Annotated in this window: 18 protein-coding genes; 16 read left to right on the forward strand and 2 right to left on the reverse strand. The window is 54.2% G+C overall.

Annotated elements, in window-relative coordinates; translation table 11 throughout:
• Positions 1 to 180 precede the first annotated feature (180 nt).
• The 13 genes from G0Q06_RS06915 to G0Q06_RS06975 all read left to right on the forward strand — a co-directional run bounded on the left by G0Q06_RS06915 (position 181) and on the right by G0Q06_RS06975 (position 11007).
• A complete protein-coding gene (locus G0Q06_RS06915) occupies positions 181 to 1077 on the forward strand; it encodes a F0F1 ATP synthase subunit A (protein ID WP_238710385.1) in 897 nt (298 codons plus the stop codon).
• Positions 1078 to 1175: 98 nt separating this feature from the next.
• Entirely contained in the window at positions 1176 to 1397 is a 222-nt protein-coding gene (locus G0Q06_RS06920) for an ATP synthase F0 subunit C (RefSeq protein ID WP_163963843.1), read from the forward strand.
• A gap of 77 nt (positions 1398 to 1474) precedes the next feature.
• Complete coding sequence (gene atpF / locus G0Q06_RS06925; protein ID WP_163963845.1) at positions 1475 to 2041, forward strand: F0F1 ATP synthase subunit B; 567 nt, start codon at positions 1475 to 1477, stop codon at positions 2039 to 2041.
• A gap of 2 nt (positions 2042 to 2043) precedes the next feature.
• Positions 2044 to 2439, forward strand: coding sequence for a F0F1 ATP synthase subunit delta (locus tag G0Q06_RS06930; protein WP_163963847.1), 396 nt, complete (start codon positions 2044 to 2046; stop codon positions 2437 to 2439).
• A gap of 27 nt (positions 2440 to 2466) precedes the next feature.
• Positions 2467 to 4005, forward strand: a complete 1539-nt coding sequence (gene atpA, locus G0Q06_RS06935; protein WP_163963849.1) for a F0F1 ATP synthase subunit alpha — start codon at positions 2467 to 2469, stop codon at positions 4003 to 4005.
• Positions 4006 to 4047: 42 nt separating this feature from the next.
• Positions 4048 to 4917: an ATP synthase F1 subunit gamma gene (atpG, locus tag G0Q06_RS06940; protein ID WP_163963851.1), complete on the forward strand. Its 870-nt coding sequence runs from the start codon at positions 4048 to 4050 to the stop codon at positions 4915 to 4917.
• Positions 4918 to 4956: 39 nt separating this feature from the next.
• A complete protein-coding gene (gene atpD / locus G0Q06_RS06945) occupies positions 4957 to 6384 on the forward strand; it encodes a F0F1 ATP synthase subunit beta (RefSeq protein WP_163963853.1) in 1428 nt (475 codons plus the stop codon).
• Positions 6385 to 6389: 5 nt separating this feature from the next.
• Positions 6390 to 6809: an ATP synthase F1 subunit epsilon gene (gene atpC / locus G0Q06_RS06950; RefSeq protein ID WP_163963854.1), complete on the forward strand. Its 420-nt coding sequence runs from the start codon at positions 6390 to 6392 to the stop codon at positions 6807 to 6809.
• A 17-nt stretch (positions 6810 to 6826) separates the two neighbouring features.
• Positions 6827 to 8173 (forward strand): hypothetical protein, encoded by a 1347-nt coding sequence (locus G0Q06_RS06955; protein ID WP_163963856.1) that lies wholly within the window; start codon positions 6827 to 6829, stop codon positions 8171 to 8173.
• Positions 8174 to 8250: 77 nt separating this feature from the next.
• A complete protein-coding gene (locus G0Q06_RS06960; protein ID WP_163963858.1) occupies positions 8251 to 8859 on the forward strand; it encodes a hypothetical protein in 609 nt (202 codons plus the stop codon).
• Positions 8860 to 8876: 17 nt separating this feature from the next.
• Positions 8877 to 9671 (forward strand): acyl-ACP--UDP-N-acetylglucosamine O-acyltransferase, encoded by a 795-nt coding sequence (gene lpxA, locus G0Q06_RS06965; protein WP_163963860.1) that lies wholly within the window; start codon positions 8877 to 8879, stop codon positions 9669 to 9671.
• On the forward strand, positions 9671 to 10594 hold the full coding sequence (locus G0Q06_RS06970; protein ID WP_163963861.1) for a PdxA family dehydrogenase: 924 nt from the start codon (positions 9671 to 9673) through the stop codon (positions 10592 to 10594). The genes lpxA and G0Q06_RS06970 overlap by 1 nt, the downstream gene beginning before the upstream one ends.
• A 38-nt stretch (positions 10595 to 10632) precedes the next feature.
• On the forward strand, positions 10633 to 11007 hold the full coding sequence (locus G0Q06_RS06975; RefSeq protein WP_238710386.1) for a HesB/IscA family protein: 375 nt from the start codon (positions 10633 to 10635) through the stop codon (positions 11005 to 11007).
• Here the strand turns inward: G0Q06_RS06975 and G0Q06_RS06980 are convergent.
• Positions 11004 to 12407, reverse strand: coding sequence for a hypothetical protein (locus tag G0Q06_RS06980; RefSeq protein WP_163963864.1), 1404 nt, complete (start codon positions 12405 to 12407; stop codon positions 11004 to 11006). The two genes, G0Q06_RS06975 and G0Q06_RS06980, sit on opposite strands and share 4 nt — an antisense overlap.
• 116 nt (positions 12408 to 12523) lie before the next feature.
• Between G0Q06_RS06980 and G0Q06_RS06985 the strand changes: the two genes are divergently transcribed.
• From G0Q06_RS06985 to G0Q06_RS06995, 3 genes are all read left to right on the forward strand, one after another.
• Positions 12524 to 13216 (forward strand): glycosyltransferase family 2 protein, encoded by a 693-nt coding sequence (locus tag G0Q06_RS06985; protein ID WP_163963865.1) that lies wholly within the window; start codon positions 12524 to 12526, stop codon positions 13214 to 13216.
• A 19-nt stretch (positions 13217 to 13235) separates the two neighbouring features.
• Positions 13236 to 14729, forward strand: coding sequence for a sodium:solute symporter family transporter (locus G0Q06_RS06990; protein ID WP_163963867.1), 1494 nt, complete (start codon positions 13236 to 13238; stop codon positions 14727 to 14729).
• A gap of 61 nt (positions 14730 to 14790) precedes the next feature.
• Positions 14791 to 16215, forward strand: coding sequence for a hybrid sensor histidine kinase/response regulator (locus G0Q06_RS06995; RefSeq protein ID WP_163963869.1), 1425 nt, complete (start codon positions 14791 to 14793; stop codon positions 16213 to 16215).
• 56 nt (positions 16216 to 16271) lie between these two features.
• Here G0Q06_RS06995 and G0Q06_RS07000 read toward each other — a convergent pair whose 3' ends face one another.
• Positions 16272 to 17732, reverse strand: a complete 1461-nt coding sequence (locus G0Q06_RS07000) for a phosphoheptose isomerase family protein (protein ID WP_163963871.1) — start codon at positions 17730 to 17732, stop codon at positions 16272 to 16274.
• Position 17733: the final 1 nt, after the last annotated feature.

Genomic DNA, 17733 nt, shown 5'->3' on the forward strand with positions numbered 1-17733 from the left:
ATTAGAAACAAAGCAAAAAAATGTTGATCCGGATGTGCCTGGATACTCGGGAACACGGCGGATAACCTTATCCACATCTTCTTCACAGCCGAGAAGGGTTTTCATTCACAGGTTTTGCCCAGTTCACAGTGAGTAAAAAAAGCACTCAAGGGTTGACGCACTCATAAAAGAAATCCATCCATGCCTCTTTTCAGCAGCCTCATTTCGATCATGTTCGCGAGCTTCAAGAAGTTAATTCATAAAGGGTTACCCGTCGCCGGAATTTTCGCCGCGACGGACGCTTTGGCGGTCTCAGCCAGTCCCTACAAGCTGGTCGAGGAGAGCCTTTTCGGGCTGCCGATCACGAACTCCATGGTCATGAGCTGGGCCATTTCCCTGATTATCATCGTCGGGGTGCGCCTGATGGTGAAAAAGCCCACCTTGATCCCAAGTGCCGGTCAGGCTGTTGTCGAAAACATGCTTGGCGGGATACGAGACATCATGGAACCAATTGTTGGCAAGTCCATGATTAAGAAGACCTTCCCGCTGCTGATCGCCCTCTTTACCTTTATTCTCATTCAGAATTGGAGTGGAATGTTGCCGGGCGTGGGCGCCTTCGGATTCTACGATGAACATGAGCATTTGAAGTATTGGATGCGGCCCGGAAACGCTGATTTAAATATGACAATCGCCTTGGCCCTCGTCTCGGCAGTCTTTGCATGGACATACTTCGTTTTCCGTTACGCGGGGCTGAAAGTGCTGATTTATGATCTATTCGGCAACAAGGCTGATCCGAAGGAAGTGCCGAAAGTCATCTATGTTCTCCTTTTCCCGATCTTCTTCATGGTCGGAATGATCGAGGTCGTCTCCATTCTCTTTCGTCCCGTTTCTCTCTCCTTCCGACTGTTTGGTAATGTTTTCGGGGGAGAAAACTTGCTCGCCAATATGACGAGCCTGGCCTCCTGGATTGTCCCAGTGCCTTTCTATTTTTTGGAAATCCTCATTGGCGCCGTCCAGGCGCTGGTTTTCACCCTGTTGACGGCCGTCTACATCGGCTTGATCTGCAACCATGGAGATGACGAGGAACACGCCCACTAACCTTTCCCGTTGGGACCGGTGCCAGAGGTAACCAATCCTCACCGAGTGCCGGGCAGCGAGAAACTGATTAAGAACAAAAAACCTAAACAAGTAAGATTATGAACGAAATCATCGCAGCAATTGAAGGAAATATCCACTACGGTCTCCAGGGCGCTATCGGCTGTGCCGCTGCCGCCATCGGTGTAGGCCTTGTCGGCATGAAGGCTGTTGAAGCCGTTGGCCGCAACCCCGGAGCATCCGGTAAGGTTCTCGTCCAATCCATCATTGGTATGGCTTTGGCGGAAGCTGTTGCTTTCTACGCCCTCTTCCTGGGACGCTAATTTTGCAGGCGCACCTGGCCAAACCCGGGTGCGCCTCCCTTTTTCCGGAATTTAACCGACCTTAACCCACGTTCACCATGTTGGAGTCCATCACGATCATCGCCGCCGCCACGGGTCAAGCCGCGGAGGCAGTCGCGGAAACAAGCCTTGTCGGCAAATTCGGCATCGACTGGAAGCTGATCCTTGCCCAGGCCGTCAATTTCATTGTCGTGGCTTTCCTGCTGTGGCGTTTTGCCTTCAAGCCAGTCATGGCGACCCTCGATGAGCGTCAGCACAAGATTGCCGAGGGGCTGCAGTTTGCCGAGGAATCCAAGACCCAGCTGGCCGAGACCGAAAAGCGGCAGGCCGAGGTGTTGCGGGAGGCGAACGTCAAGGCACAGGAGATTCTCCACGAAGCCCGTGAAAATGCCCGTGAATTTGAGGACAAGATGAAAGCCGAGACTTCCTCCCAGATTGAAGACATGCGTCGTCGCGGGGATGAGGCCAACGAGCTCGAGCGGCAGAAGATGCTAACCGAGGTTCGTCAGGAAATCGCCCGCCTGGTTGTTCTGACATCAGGGAAGGTTCTCCAGCGCGAGCTCAGTGACGACGAAAAGAACCGACTCGACAAATCCGCGGCCGAGGAAATCTCCCAGCTCAACTAGAAATGCTGAACCCGAGGGACATCAAACTTTCAAAGAAGCTTGCCCAACTGGTTGTTGAGGCCGGTGAAGCGGGGATTCCCGAAATCAAGCCCGCGATTGAAGCAATCCTGGTCGGTCGTTCCGCGGCTGACCGCAAGGCCTTCCTCAAATCCTTCCTCAAGGCGGCAACCCGCGAGATCCACAAGGTTACGTTGACCGTTGAGTCGGCCGCTGTACTTTCGCAGGATGTACTTGATCAGCTAGTTGCGCATTTCAACGAAGGAAGGGCCCGCCCCCTTGAGGTAATCCGGAAGACAAACCCGAGCCTGATCGCGGGCATGCGGGTCCGCCTTGGTGACTCGGTCTACGATGCGTCCCTGTCCCATAATCTGCAAACCCTTGCATCCCGCATCCGCTAATATTTTTCAAAGAATCCATTTAAGAAAATGAACACCATTCTCGAACAAATCGAAAAAGAGATCTCCGCGCTGGCGCCCGAGGTCGGCAAGACAAACACCGGTGTTATCACCGCCGTCGCAGACGGGGTTGCCAAAGTGGAAGGCCTTTCCGAGGTGATGTACAATGAAATGGTGGAGTTTCCCCATGACATCACCGGTATTGCCCTGAATCTGGAAGAGGACGAAGTTGGGATTGTCTGTCTTGGAGATGCCAACCTGCTCAAGGAGGGTGACGAAGTTCGCACCACCGGCCGCCTTTTGTCTGTTCCTGTTGGCAAGGAAATGCTGGGTCGTGTGGTGAATGCGATCGGCGAGCCGATCGACGGCAAGGGCCCCATCGACGCAAAGGAAACTTATCCGATCGAGAAGATTGCTCCGGGAATTATCCCCCGCAAGTCGGTCGACCAGCCCCTCCAGACCGGTATCATGGCCATCGACTCGATGATCCCGATCGGCCGCGGGCAGCGTGAGCTGATTATCGGCGACCGCCAGACCGGCAAGACCACGATTGCCATCGATACCATTATCAATCAGGCGAATATCAACCGGCAGGGCATTGCCTCGGGTGATGAATCCTTCCGCCCGGTTTACTCAATTTACGTGGCGGTCGGTCAGAAGAATTCGACCATCGCACGGACAATCAAGGCCCTCGAAAAGGCTGGCGCGCTGGAGTACACAATCATTGTCACCGCCCCTGCCGCGGAAAATGCCGCCAATTTGTTCCTTGCCCCGTTTGCCGGTTGCGCGATGGGCGAATGGTTCATGCAGAACGGCATGGATGCGCTGATTGTCTATGATGACCTTTCCAAGCAGGCCGCCGCCTACCGGCAGATTTCCCTCGTCCTGAAGCGGCCGGCCGGCCGCGAAGCCTATCCGGGAGACGTTTTCTATCTGCACAGCCGTTTGCTCGAGCGTTCTGCCCGACTGAACGAGGGTAATGGAAACGGATCATTGACCGCCCTGCCGATCATTGAAACGCAGGCCGGCGACGTGTCCGCCTACATCCCGACAAATGTGATTTCCATCACAGACGGGCAGATCTTCCTTGAAACGGACTTGTTCAACCAGGGAATCCGCCCCGCCGTCAGTGTGGGCCTTTCAGTGAGCCGCGTGGGTTCCGCCGCCCAGATCAAGGCTGCCAAGCAGGTGGCTGGTAAGGTGAAACTTGAGCTGGCCGCCTACCGTGAACTGGCTGCCTTCGCACAGTTTGGTTCGGACCTGGATGCCCGTACCCGCCGTCAGCTTGATCGCGGTGCCCGCACTGTGGAACTCTTCAAGCAGCCAGCCTACTCGCCGAAGTCCGTGGAAATTCAAGTCTCTCTCCTCTGGAGCCTGCAGAATGATTTCTTTGATGACATCGACGTCGACGATATCGTTTCGGCCGCTGGTTCACTTCAGGAATACCTCGAGACAGGTAAGCGCGACCTTCTGGACAAGATTCTTTCCAAGAAGAAAATCGACGACGAAGTTGAGGCTGGCCTCAAGGAAGCTGTTGCCGCCTGGAAGTCGACTTTCAAGCAGAACTGATCACCGCCTAATTGTTTTTCAAATCCGTCCTGACTGAGAGCCATGCCAAATACCCGCGACATACGAAACCGGATCCGAGGGGTTAAGAATACCCAGAAGATCACCCGGGCGATGCAACTGGTAGCGGCTTCCAAGATGAAGAAGGCTCAGGACCGGGCATTGCAGGGGCGTCCCTACGCAAAGCAATTAAGCCGGATGCTGGCCTCCCTGAACGGCAAGATCGAGGACTTCAACCATCCGTTCCTTGAGGAACGTGAGATCAAGAAACGCGGAATTCTCGTCATTTCCACGGATCGAGGCCTCTGTGGCTCGTTGAACGCAAACTTGTTCCGCGAGATCACGAATATAGAGCGCGATTCTGCTGGCTTTATCACCATCGGGCGCAAAGCCCGCCAGTTCATTTCCCGTACTGGACGCGACCTGCTCGCCGATTTCCCTATTTCCGAGGAAGCGCACTTCAAGGAGTTACGCCCGGTCGTGGAATTTCTTGTCGAGCAGTTCAAGGAAGGTGCTATCGACACGATCGAGGTCCTTTACCCGCGTTTCAAAAACACGCTTGTGCAGGAGCCGACCCGCATCCCGTTCCTGCCCTTGGCCAGCCTCGATGAATATGTCGAGGACCAGGCGGAGGCAAATCACGAAAAATTGCTGGAAGATTCCCGCGAACTGGTATTCGAGCCGAATCCGGAAATCATTCTTACCGAACTGCTTGAGCGCTTTGTGAAACGGGAGATCTATCAGATGCTCGTCGATGCCCGGGCTTCGGAGCACAGCGCCCGGATGGTCGCCATGAAGGCTGCGACCGACAACGCCAATAAACTCACCGACAGCCTTACGCTTCAATACAACAAGGCCCGGCAGGCCGGCATTACCCAGGAAATCCTGGAAATTACCGCCGCCGCCCAACACTAACCGCTCTTTGCTAATCCAACGGATAAACATTTCAATATCATGAGCCAAAATACAGGAAAAATCGTCCAGGTTCTCGGCGCTGTCGTCGACGTGAAGTTCGATACAGAGAACGTTCCCGCCATCTTCCAGGCGCTGCATATCAATTATGAATACCAGGGAAAGCCGACAACGCTGACTCTTGAGGTTCAACAGCACCTTGGCGGCGGAATGGTTCGCGGCGTGGCCATGTCTTCCACCGAAGGCGTTGTTCGCGGAATGGATGTGCTCGATACTGGCGATGCCATCACGGTCCCCGTTGGCGAAGGTGTCCTCGGCCGGATTTTCAATGTAACCGGTGATGCCGTTGACGAACGGGGCGACGTGAATTTTGACAAGCGCTATCCGATCCACCGCAACCCCCCCGCACTGGTTGACCAATCCACGGAGGCGGAGATTCTCGTGACCGGCATCAAGGTGATCGACCTGATCTGTCCCTTCACCAAGGGAGGCAAGGTTGGTGCATTCGGTGGAGCTGGTGTTGGCAAGACGGTTGTCATCATGGAGCTGATCAACAACATCGCCAAGTCCTACGGCGGTTACTCGGTTTTCTGTGGGGTGGGGGAACGCTCCCGTGAAGGAAATGACCTTTATCATGAAATGGCCGATGCCGGCGTTATCGATCTTGAGAATATTGAGAATTCCAAGGTTGCCCTCTGTTACGGCCAGATGAATGAGCCGCCTGGTGCCCGTATGCGGGTGGGCCTTTCAGGTCTTTCCATGGCGGAATACTTCCGCGATGAAAAGGGTCTCGATGTGCTCCTCTTCGTGGACAATATTTTCCGTTTTTCACAGGCGGGCTCCGAAGTGTCTGCGCTCTTGGGCCGTTCTCCTTCAGCGGTGGGCTACCAGCCGACGCTAGCTCAGGAAATGGGTAACCTGCAGGAGCGGATTACCTCGACCAAGAATGGTTCGATCACCTCTTTCCAGGCGGTTTATGTTCCTGCGGACGATTTGACCGACCCTGCGCCGGCCAGCACCTTTGCTCACCTTGACTCGACGATCGTTCTTGAGCGTCGTATCGCTGAGCTCGGGATCTACCCGGCGGTTGACCCGCTCAGTTCCACCTCGACCGCGCTCGACCCGGCAGTTGTTGGTGAAGAGCACTTCAAGGTGGCCCGCGGGGTCCAGGCTGTTCTCCAGCGTTACAAGGATCTGCAGGACATCATCGCCATTCTTGGTATCGATGAATTGTCACCGGAAGATAAACAAGCCGTTTACCGTGCCCGTAAAATCCAGAAGTTCCTTTCCCAGCCGTTCAACGTGGCGGAAGTCTTCACCGGATTTGCCGGTAAGATTGTTCCGGTTGAAGAAACCATCAAGGGCTTCAAGATGATCCTTGATGGCGAACTGGATCACATCGACGAAAATGATTTTGCCTACAAGGGCGGGATTGACGAAGTCATCGCCGCACACGAAAAGGCCGAGTAATCGCCATGCCACTCACCCTCGAAATTGTCACCCCTGAGCGCAAGGTCCTCTCCGAAGAGGTCGAGCACGTTGTCCTGCCGACGGAAGCCGGAGGGGAAATTGATGTCCTGCCAGGGCACATCCCGCTCATGACGATGATCAATCCCGGGGAGTTGAAATATTTCCAGGGCGGCAAGATGGAATCGATTGCCATTGATCGGGGCTTTATCGAAGTGATCGGGGATGTGGTCTCCGTTCTCACGGAGGCGGCTATTGAGATCGACGAGATTGATCCCAGCGCATTGGCCGAAGCACAGGCCCGCGCCAAGGAAGCCCTCGAGGAAGCCAAAGCCAGCGGGGAAGATCCGGAAATTCTCGAACAGCTCGAGACACAGGCCCGGTTTACCGTCGTCCAGCAGATCATCAAGGAAAGCAAGGGACGGTAGGGATACCCGCTTTTTAAATGGTTAATTCACGCGCCACCCTTTGCTGCTCGTTGATTCTGTTAACGGCAGCCAGCGGTCTTGCGTCTGATTATTTCCCATCCATTACAACACCCGAGTGGGAGGAATCGTATTTTTTCACTGCCGAGTACGTTGGCGATACCTATTCCCAACTGGAGAATTTGCGCGGGGCGAACAATGCCATGCAGATTATTCGCGAATTTTCCGGAAACACCTTTCTCAAACAGAAGAGCATTACTCAAAATGCCTTTTTCCCGGGTTTACCGCGGACCGATACCTGGATTGATAATGAGCTGACCGACGAGGGTCTGTATTTCCACGGAAATAAATCGGTCACCTACAAAACAACTTCGGGACATATTGCGGATGGCGTGATGTCCACGATCGAGCGGGTGATCTGGGGAAGAACCCTTTCTGGTACGACGAGCAACAAGGTCCTTCAAGAAAGGCAAAGCAAGAAGATCGGTGAAGTGACCAATCACGAGTACCAGACTGAGCAAGTTGCCACGATCAGCGCCACCGCAATGAAAATCATTCTCGGCGAAGGCTACTCGGGTGAAGACCGGCAGACCCAGACCAGCCTCACGACGCGTGAGGTCCGATCGGTCATTGCGGGATTTGACGATATTGATGGACTTTACCCTGGCTCCAATCCGGTAAAAGTGACGCCCGGATATCGGGCATTGGTCAGGATCACGGAAACCTATTCCTATGGCACCATGACTACTGAGACTATCGGTGGCCAGTTCCCCGGTACCGCAACAAATGACATTGATGGAATCACGGTCACGACAATCGATTGGATGGTCGACGGAATCGGCGGGATCCGCACCGTTCTGAAGTTTGGAGCTTATCTGGATGATATCCTCAACGCGCCCATTTTTGACAAGGGCGATGGAGTCGTCGTCGCCCTCGACTTGAAGACACTTCTCGGAGGTGAATTTGATCAGGAAGTTCTCCGCTCGGGGGGTGGAAATATCCTTCTAGCAAAGGACGCCATGGCTATCAACGGGCGGGTGGATCTATTCGGAAGTGCCTCTACGCCGGCTCCTCCAATCTACTCGGGATTCTGGGATCCCAACGCTGGGATTAACGGTGAGTGGTTCCGCTTCGATCCGTTGAACGGATTGATACATATTCCCCGGGAGACCCAGGAGCGTCCTTACAAGGCGTGGATCTGGAATCATCGCACTGGATGGACCACCATCCATCCAAGGGATGATACGTCCCTCAATATGTATACCCCTGACCAGGGTTGGTTTTGGACGAAAAAGGAATTTCTTCCGTTCTACTTCAATTTTTCCACCGGCCGCTGGGTGCTCGAAAAAGAAATTCCAGGCCGCTGAGTCACCACAGTTCAACTGAAGTATAGGGACCGCTATGCGGTTGCCTATTACGAACAGATCTCTTTTAGTGCCCTGTAATGTCAGGTTTCGACGAGAACATTGTACGGGAGTATTTCGAGCTCCACGGCTTCCTGGTGCGGCAGGTGCGCAAGTACCAGGTGCAGGCCCGGCGCAAGGTGGCCGAGGAGGAAATTGACCTGCTCGTCTACAATCCCACCTTTGCTCCCGGGGATCGCGATCCGAACTTTCTCCTCTTTGCCTCCGAGCTTCCCTACCTGCACCGCGCGGTTGTGGTGGTGAAGGCGTGGCACACAACCCATCGCTTTACGCCCAATCTCCTCAAGAGCAGTTCCGAGATATTGAAGTTCCTCGGCAAAAATGTGAGCAAGGCAATTGAGGGAAGTTTCAAGGAGACGGATACGACATTTGAGAAGGCCACTGATTTGAAGCGAATCCTGGTCCTGCCTGGATTACCGACAAGTGAACCCTACCGTAGCGAGAGCATCCAGCTACTCCGTGAGCAGGGGGTCGACGGGATCATCAGTTTCCGCACGATGCTTCTCGACATCATCGAGAAAATCGAGGTCAACCGGAGCTACCAGAAGAGTGAGTTTCTCCAGATTCTTCGGGTATTGAAAAATTATGACCTGCTGAAGGATTCCCAGATGGGGCTTTTTAAGGACTAAGGACAAAAGACCAAGGAATGAAGCAACACCCGACGGCAGTAATTCATGAAGCCACCCGGCTCGACGAGAACATCGTCGTGGGCCCTTATGCGGTCATCGAGGACGGCGTGGAAATCGGCGAGGGGACGGTCATCCGTGAACACGCGATTATCCGGTCCGGGACTATTTTAGGCAAAGGCTGTCAAGTTGATGCGCATGCTGTTATCGGCGGTCTTCCCCAGGACTTATCCTTTAATCCCAAGACGCCGACCGGGGTGCGTGTTGGTGATGGAGTGACCTTCCGCGAGGGTGTCACGGTGAACCGTGCAACCGCAGAGGGAACATTCACCGAAATTGGGGACCGATGCCTTTTAATGGCCAACAGCCATGTTGCGCACGACTGCCGGCTCGGCGCGAATGTGATTTTTGGTAATGGTGTCCTGATCGCGGGCAAAGGCACAGTGGGAGACTATGCTTTTTTTGGAGGGAATGCGGGTGTCCACCAGAATATCCGGATCGGTAAATTCTCCATGATTGGCGGAGTGGCCCGCGTGAGCCAAGACATGCCACCGTTTTGCATGATGGCGGAACGCAACGAGCTCATCGGACTGAACCTGATCGGGCTTCAGCGCCGTGGAGTTGAGAGGGAAACAATAAAGGAACTCAAGAAGCTTTACCAGTTGGTCTTCGGGGTTGCTGGCCGACCAAGGGTTTTGGCGCAGGGCGCCATCGATGACAAGTTGGCGCAAAGCCCGGAAGCCTTGCACTTCCTGGAGTTTCTTGCCGCTGAATCGATAAAAGGGGTCATGCGTCCCCGCAGGGGATCTGATTAATGTCGGCACGTCCACCCATCGCCCTGACCTGCGGTGATCCCTCGGGTATCGGCCCCGAGATTATTGCCAAGTGGTTGTCGGAAAACCCCGATTGGGCGCCTCTGGTCTGTCCAGTTGGCCCGGAAGCCTGGTTGGAATCTCTCGGCATCCCGGGGCTGCAGACGCCCGGAAAGAAGGGACTATTTGCACCGGGCACGCCCACAAGAGAAGGCGCCAAGGTTGCCTGGGATGCCCTTCAACTCGCGGCGACCGGTTGCCTTGAAGGCCGCTTTTCCGCTGTTGTAACAGGCCCCGTTGGCAAGGAACAGCTTCAGGCAATCGGGTATCCATTCCCCGGGCAGACCGAGTTCTTCGCGGATGCGTGGGGCGGGGTGCCTTCCATGGCTTTTGCCGGGAAAGAACTCAAGGTGGTCCTCGCCACATGGCACGAGTCGCTTGCCTCCATCCCCGGCCGCCTGAAAAAGGAACCTGACCTGCTCGATCGAGCGGTTATCCACGCCGTGGAATGGGCCCAGCGTGAGGGCATCAAGGAACCGAGGATTGCCGTTTGCGGTCTTAATCCACACGCCGGAGAGGGTGGAATGCTCGGGCTCGAGGAGCGGGACCTGCTTAACCCGCGACTGGAAATCATGCGCCGTCTTTATCCCGGTGTGACTGCCTGCCTGCCGGCAGACACCGTTTTCCATCGAATGCGGGAGCAAGAGTTTGATGTCGCAGTGGCGCTGTATCACGACCAGGGCCTCATTCCAGTGAAGACCCTTGAATTTCACACTGCGGTCAATGTGACCCTCGGGTTGAAATTTGTCCGGACAAGCCCAGACCACGGAACGGCCTTTGCGATTGCAGGCAAAGGGATTGCCCGTACCGGAAGCTTTGCCCATGCGGTCGAGTTGGCCGCCAGATATGCACAAGTGCGTTCATGAGTTGAAACAAGCGGGGATCTCCACTAAGGTTTATGCTTATGAATGAGGCTTCCTCCAGTATTCCCGAAGGCGTCCGCGTTGTGGACGATCGTCTGGTGAAGGTGACCGATGCCGCCGCTAAAAAGCTCGACTCATTGTGTGAGCGCGAACAATCGGGCTCATTCTTGCGAGTACGCGTAACTGGCGGGGGTTGCAGCGGGCTGGCTTACAAGTTGAAGTTTGTTGAGGCACCGAAGAAGGGTGACCTGATGATCAAAGGGCAGGGGACCTCGATCCTGATCGACACAAAGAGCGCTCTCTATCTCAAGGGAATGACCCTCGATTACTCGGACAAGCTGGTCGCGGGCGGGTTCAAGTTTAATAACCCGAACGCCAAGGCAAGCTGTTCCTGTGGCGAAAGTTTTGCCGTTTAGTGGCTGGATTCAAGTGGTTCCCGGACAGGGTTCTCCAACCGTTCAACCCACTCGCCGATGGATCTTTTCCGGTCGGAATGCGTCATTTGCAACCACCAGCGCTCGAGGGAATTTGTCAATAGGTAGCTTCCAGTCGGCCAGGGCCCCCGCATAACCTGACGACTGGCCTGCCAAGGATTGTGTGGCGAGTTAAAGCCCGGGACAATCCTGGAAGTCAGGATTGCGTGTAGACATTCATGGCTGGGCGAGAGTATGAAGTGCTGCCATTCACGAATAATCGGTTCGAGAGGAAGCTGAACTCTCAAACCACGAGTGATTAAGGCAAACTCTTCCACAAAAGCGGTTGCCGCCGCCTGAACCTCGGCCGCCTGGTCACCCCCGAGCATGGCCAAAAAGAAGTGCTCCAAAGGCTCAAGGAAAAGCGACTGTGGTTGGCAAAGTTCCAGCGGGATAATCGGCGGGCAAAGCTCACACTTGTCCATCGGCAGAAGACTGAAGGCAGACTTTGCTCCCGGGAAGAGGGATGCAACGACAGCTGCCTTTTCTTCAATGACAACCTCAGGCACCAAGGACCAGCGTTGTTGGATGGAGCGCGCCAGGGAAGTCAGATATTCCGAGCCGGGTCCAGTGAAACCAACGGGTCTTTCCTCTTCGCCCAAGCGTTGCATCATAAGCCAGAGTGTGGGCCCAATCAACCGGTAGCCCAGCTCATGGAGATAGCGCCCCTTGCCTTCCGGCTTTCGGAGCAGTAGCTCTTCCTCACTCTTGCACATGTTGCCGTTAGCCAGTTGCGAGGAGAGGGAGGGATCATCGGCCAAGGCATGGCAAGGCTCTCGACCGCCAACCGGATTAAAAAGGACTTGTCCCGGTTTCAACTCTCCGTTTTGCCCGAGGATAACCTGGACCGTTTTGCTCGGATCAGGTTCCTCGGCAATGCGCTCATACCCGTTTTTTCGCAGCAGGAGCTTTATGAAGAGGGGCGTAAACGGGCCAACCCGGCTGATATAAAGCGCTTTACCCTGGTAAAGTGCTTCATGATATAATTCGAGTATCCAAGGGTTTGCGTATGAAAGGTCCATCCAGACCTCCAGCTCCGAACTGTACAGCACCTGCTTTTCAAGAAACCATTCATGGTGCTCGATACAGCAGGCTTCGACCTTCTCCCTCAGCGATGCTCCCCGCTTTTCCCTTTCAACCTTTTCCCTGACAGAAGCAAAGCCCTTGAAGTGGCCGCTGTTTCTCTTGCGCAGATGTTTCTCAATCAATTCGAAGACGAGCCGCGTCTCGACGAGCCGGAAGTGCACAGCATCGCACAGACCGACTTCGATCCTTTCGGCCTCCAATACCTTCGGACAAGATAACAACCCTCGAACCGAAGTATAACCTTCGTGATAATCCATAGGGTAATACCACTATAATTTAGAAAACAGCCGGGTCAAGCCTGAGAATATTCAATTCCATGCAGGATTGTTTAGATTGTTGCCATTCTCAGGGAAGGATTTCATCTTGCCCCAATATGAAGATATCGGTCGTCATCCCATGCTATAACGAGGAATCAACCATCCGGACAATTGTTGACCGGGTTAAGAATGCCGGAGTTTCCCTCCATGAAGTCATTATCGTGAATGACTGTTCCGCCGACAAGACGCCCGAGGTCCTCAAGGAATGGGACGACGATCCGATGGTGAAGGTCTTCCATCACAAGGTGAATCAGGGAAAAGGGGCTGCCTTGAGGACCGGATTCAAGCAAGTCAGTGGTGATATCATCATCATCCAGGACGCCGATTTGGAATATGACCCCAAAGAGTATCCCCTCCTCCTTGAGCCAATCGAGTCGGGTGATGCCGATGTTGTTTTTGGTTCACGGTTCATGGGCGGTCGACCGCACCGCGTTGTCTACTTCTGGCACATGGTCGGCAACCGGTTGCTCACACTGGCTTCCAACATGATGACAAACCTCAACCTCACTGACATGGAAACCTGTTTCAAAGTCTTCAAGGGGGAGATTCTCAGCCAGATTTCGATCGAGGAAGACCGTTTTGGGTTTGAACCTGAAGTTACTGCCAAGGTTTCCCGCATTGACTGTCGCATTTATGAAGTGGGTATTTCCTATTATGGGCGGACTTATGCCGAGGGGAAGAAAATCGGTTGGCGAGATGGGGTACGGGCGATTTACGCCATCGTGAAGTACAATATCTTCAAGCGATAGGACAATGATTCGATAGAGAATGGGTCCCCTTGAGATCAGCATCCTGACCGGATATTTTGTCCTGATCCTTTCGGTCGGATGGCTCATGGGACGACACGAGACCTCGGTTGAGGATTATTTTGTCGGGCGACGGCAAATCCCCTGGTGGGCAGTCCTCGGATCACTTGTTGCCACCGAGGTCAGTGCGGCCACATACTTGGCGGTGCCCGCAGTCGGGTTTTCAGAAAATCTGACCTATCTTCAGTTTGGGGTCGGAAGCTTCTTTGCCCGGATTTTTGTGGCAACAGTCTTTATTGGGGCTTTCTACAAGGCGGACTGCCTGAGTATTTACGAATACCTGCAAAAGCGTTTTGGCCAAAGTACTCAATACACCGCCTCCGTCTATTTTCTCGTGACAAGGATTCTCGCCTCGGGCGTCCGCCTGATGATCGCCGTGACCGGCTTTTCGGTCATTCTCAATATTCCTTTTGGCTGGAGCCTTCTCCTCTTTGGTTCAATCACACTCGGATATACCTTCATGGGTGGAATTCGGTCTGTAATCTGGACCGACTGCATTCAGGGAATTGTTTTTATTGCCGCCGGATTGGCCGGGGCCAGCTGGTTGCTCAATGAAGTGGGTGGGTCTGCGTTTTGGCAGACAGCCGCTGAAGCGGGACGGTGGGAACTGGTTCGGTGGGTACCGGAAGGTTCCGGCCCGCTGGGATGGTTCAATGATTCCCAATGGGTCGTCACGGCCATCCTTTTTGGATTTGCCAGCACCGTTGCCGCACTTGGCACAGATCAGGATATGGCGCAGCGCCTTCTTTCCAGCAAATCTGCTCGCCACGCCAAGCGCAGTCTCATTGTCAGTGGCTTTATCGCCCTTCCGGTCGCAGGGCTTTTCCTTTTTCTCGGGGTTGCCCTTTATGTTTACTTTCAGGCCAATCCCGACCCGGATTTTCCCACGAAGCTGGTGGATGGCCATGAGGTTCCCGACAGCGACAAGGCGTTTTCCTATTTTATGGTGACCGCAATCCCGGCATGGCTGAAAGGGCTTCTTTTGACAGGGGTGCTCGCGGCAGCCATGTCCAGTCTGGATTCCGCCATGGCAGCGCTCAGCACCTCGACCGTGAGGGATTTGCTCCAACCACTCATGCCCCGCACAACCTCAGCTTCACGTTGGCTCTGGACTAGCCGGGCTTTTACGGTGCTGTTTGCCATCCTTTTGATGCTCGCCGCCTGGTTCCTGCGTGACGGGGGCAAGTTCCTCTGGTTGGCCTTTAAGATCACCAGCCTCACTTATGGCAGCCTTCTGGGGGTATTCCTTCTGGGAATTTTCAGCAAACGGGGATCGGACCGGGTCAACCTGTGGGCCATGCTTGCGGGCACAGCCCTTTCCGCCTCCGGCCTCTGGCTAATTGAAACCGGGGCACTGCCATTGGCTTGGACGTGGCTGCTCCTGATCGGGACCTCAACTACATTTCTTATAGGCCTTATACCCCACTCGGGTCTTTCAGCGAAGGAACTCAGGTAAATTCCATATAGATTCTTTGAGGGAAATCTGCTAACTTCGTTTTCGGTAGGAAAAAATAGGCATGGCATTGTGGCAAAATAAAGACGATACATCCACGGATCACCGATCCGAGCAGGAGCTTTTCAAGGAGTATTATCCATTGGTATTAACCATTCTGGATGAAATCCATCCGCTGCTCGAGCGAACCGTGGACCAGCGGGAAGTTCTCGCTATGGCCAGCATGCACCTGGGCCGCCTGATCCGTGCACGCAAACGGGTTGGCCGCCGGGAGCTCAGGAAATCAATCGAAAAGTTCCTGGTTGATAACTTTGCCCTCGAAGCCTCCGCAGAAGATATTCTCAACAATGCGGTGCTTCCGCCCTTGAGTGAGGAGACCCTGAAAGGCAGCCGGATCCTGATTGTCGACGATAGCGCGATGGCGCGGCGGCAAATCCAGTTTTTCCTGAAACGGGACGGATTCGAGGTCTATGAGGCCAAATCCGGAGAGGAAGCACTTTGGCTCATCAACGAGGTGGATCCCGAGCTGATCCTCATGGATGTGACCATGGATGGCATGGACGGGATGGAAACGTGTCGCCGGATCAAGGAAGACACAGCGAATCTCAATATGCCCGTTATCTTTTTATCCGCAATGGGCGACCGGGAAGAGATTGTCCGTGGCTTCAAAAGCGGAGCGATTGACTACATCGTAAAACCATTTCATCCGGCAGAAAGCCTGACACGTATCCGTACGCACTTACATGTCAGGAAGCTGGCGCAGCTGCGCGAGAAGAATATTCTCGAACTAAAGCATCTCAACCAGACCAAAGACCGGATCCTGCGAGTTGCTTCTCATGACCTCCGGAACCCGGTGGCCGCTATCGCGGGGTTAGCTGAATTCCTCAAGGAAGATACGGAGAATATGTCGGAAAGCCAACAGGAGATTGTCGACGCCATCGAGGAAGCCGGCAGAAGCGTGGTGACACTACTGAATGAGCTTCTGGATCTTTCCGCCTTTGATAGCGGACAAGTAAACCTGAAAAAGGAATCCCTGGCTGTTTGTGATCTTATCCGAAACCTTGTTCCACTTTTCCGTGGAGAAGCTGAACGGAAGAACATCAAGCTTGAGTTTACCTGTGAGCCGGGGCTCCCTAAAATTTCCTGCGACCGTCAGCAGATACGTCGGGTTGCAGATAACCTTTTTAGCAACGCCCTTAAGTTTACACCTCACGGTGGAACGGTGTCCGTCCATGTAAAGGCTACCGGACAGGATGTGGTCATGGAAGTCAAAGATACCGGGCCGGGAATCCCAACGCACGAATCGGGTTCGCTCTTCAAGGAGTTTGGAACAACCTCCAACATGCCCACGGGCGGGGAAAAGAGCACCGGGTTGGGCCTTTCAATCTGTCACCGCATTGTCACCGCCCACAAGGGCAGTATCAATTACGTCAATTTACCTGAAGGAGGCACTTGCTTCAGCGTAACCCTGCCAGCAATAATAACATAGGAGCGTCTCCTATGGTTTCTACCCTCAAACGGAAGGCGGCCTCCCTTCCGTTTTTTTTATGACAGGTTCTCAAAAACACGAACCACGGCCGCTTCATATGCCAATGGCGTCCCCGTTTGCTGAAGATGATGGTTTTGCATATAACGCGCTGCGCGGTCGACAAGCTTGTAGTTACTGGGCCTGACAAAGGTCATCAAGTTGCTTTCAAAGCGTTTCAATCGCCCCATCACGAGTGTGCTGTGTAGGTTCAGGGAACACTTAAGAATCAAATGACGTAATAAAAGCGGCGCTTCATCAAGCCCGAGGTCATGGTCAATACCCGCGAATTCCAATGATGGCCCGGCGCCATGGACCAGGAAAGGAACCTGTTTTTTTCCGGAACACCGGGATGATCTCCAGATCAATGCTTCAGCTGAAATATCATGACCCAGAAGGGTTTTCATGGATGCCTTTCCATCCAGTTCCGGCCACTCAAGAGTGCGCGGCTCACGCCCCAAAAGGTGTTTCCATGCGCTTTGGCTGTCGGGGCATTCCGGCATACACAGATAACACAGGCTGGTTTCATCGCCGGGGCGGTTTTTGTTTTCGAAGGGAGCGAGCGAGAAAGTAGGGGAGCGCTCCGTCGTGTCGGTCAGTACAGTCATACCGTAGCGATCTGTCTGATACAAGACATGGTGTCCATCGTTGTAGAGCATGGCTTCCGCCTCAATGAAGGGAACGAGGAATGATGGATCATGCTGCTGGAGCAGTTCCCCGAAGCCCGTGATCAATTCTTGGGCGGACTCGAGCCCTAGAGCCTCGGAAATAGCCGCCCCGGCCACCAACATTTGCACCGTGGTTGCTTGCAGGCGGGTCGATCCGGAAAGCGCCATGGGACCTACCTCAAGACAAAAGCTATTCACCTTCTCCGATTCGAGGACAGCGCGGGATCTTTCAACTATCCGGCAGAGAGTTTCCGGGGGGTTGCAAAAGAGAAACCACGGGGATTCAATTGCTACCTCTGCCGCCTTCATACAGGCACCGATAACAAAAGAAGTCTCACCGCCTTCCGTGATCGCAAGGAGAAGGTCTTTTTCGCAGAAGCCGAGCTCCATTAATTGACGCGCACCATATTCGGGGAAATCCTCAAAGGCTTCAATTGAGCGGATCAAGGCTGCATCTCCTCCCGCCATGAAGCTAATGATGCGATCCCGGTCATCGGTCGGCAACCAGGATTCCCGGGCAAAGGTCTCCAGTGAAAGGGCCAACCGTCCGGTGGCACCGCATCCCACGATGAAGATGCGTCCGTCCTCTGAGAGGGTTCGTTGGATGGCGGCGACAAGTTCCGGGAGAGGCCCCAACCGGCTCGCCAGTGCATCCATTGCCAACAGGTCAGCCCGATGAAACAGCTCGACGGCGCGGATTGGGTCGCGCTGGGCCAAATCCGCAAGGCCAACGGTCTCCGCGTGTGGCATTTCCGTGACCAGGTCGCCGAGCTTGAATTGCTCACATACCTGCATGAATTCCCCTGCGTCCATG

This window comes from Oceanipulchritudo coccoides, assembly GCF_010500615.1.
Taxonomy (GTDB): domain Bacteria; phylum Verrucomicrobiota; class Verrucomicrobiia; order Opitutales; family Oceanipulchritudinaceae; genus Oceanipulchritudo; species Oceanipulchritudo coccoides.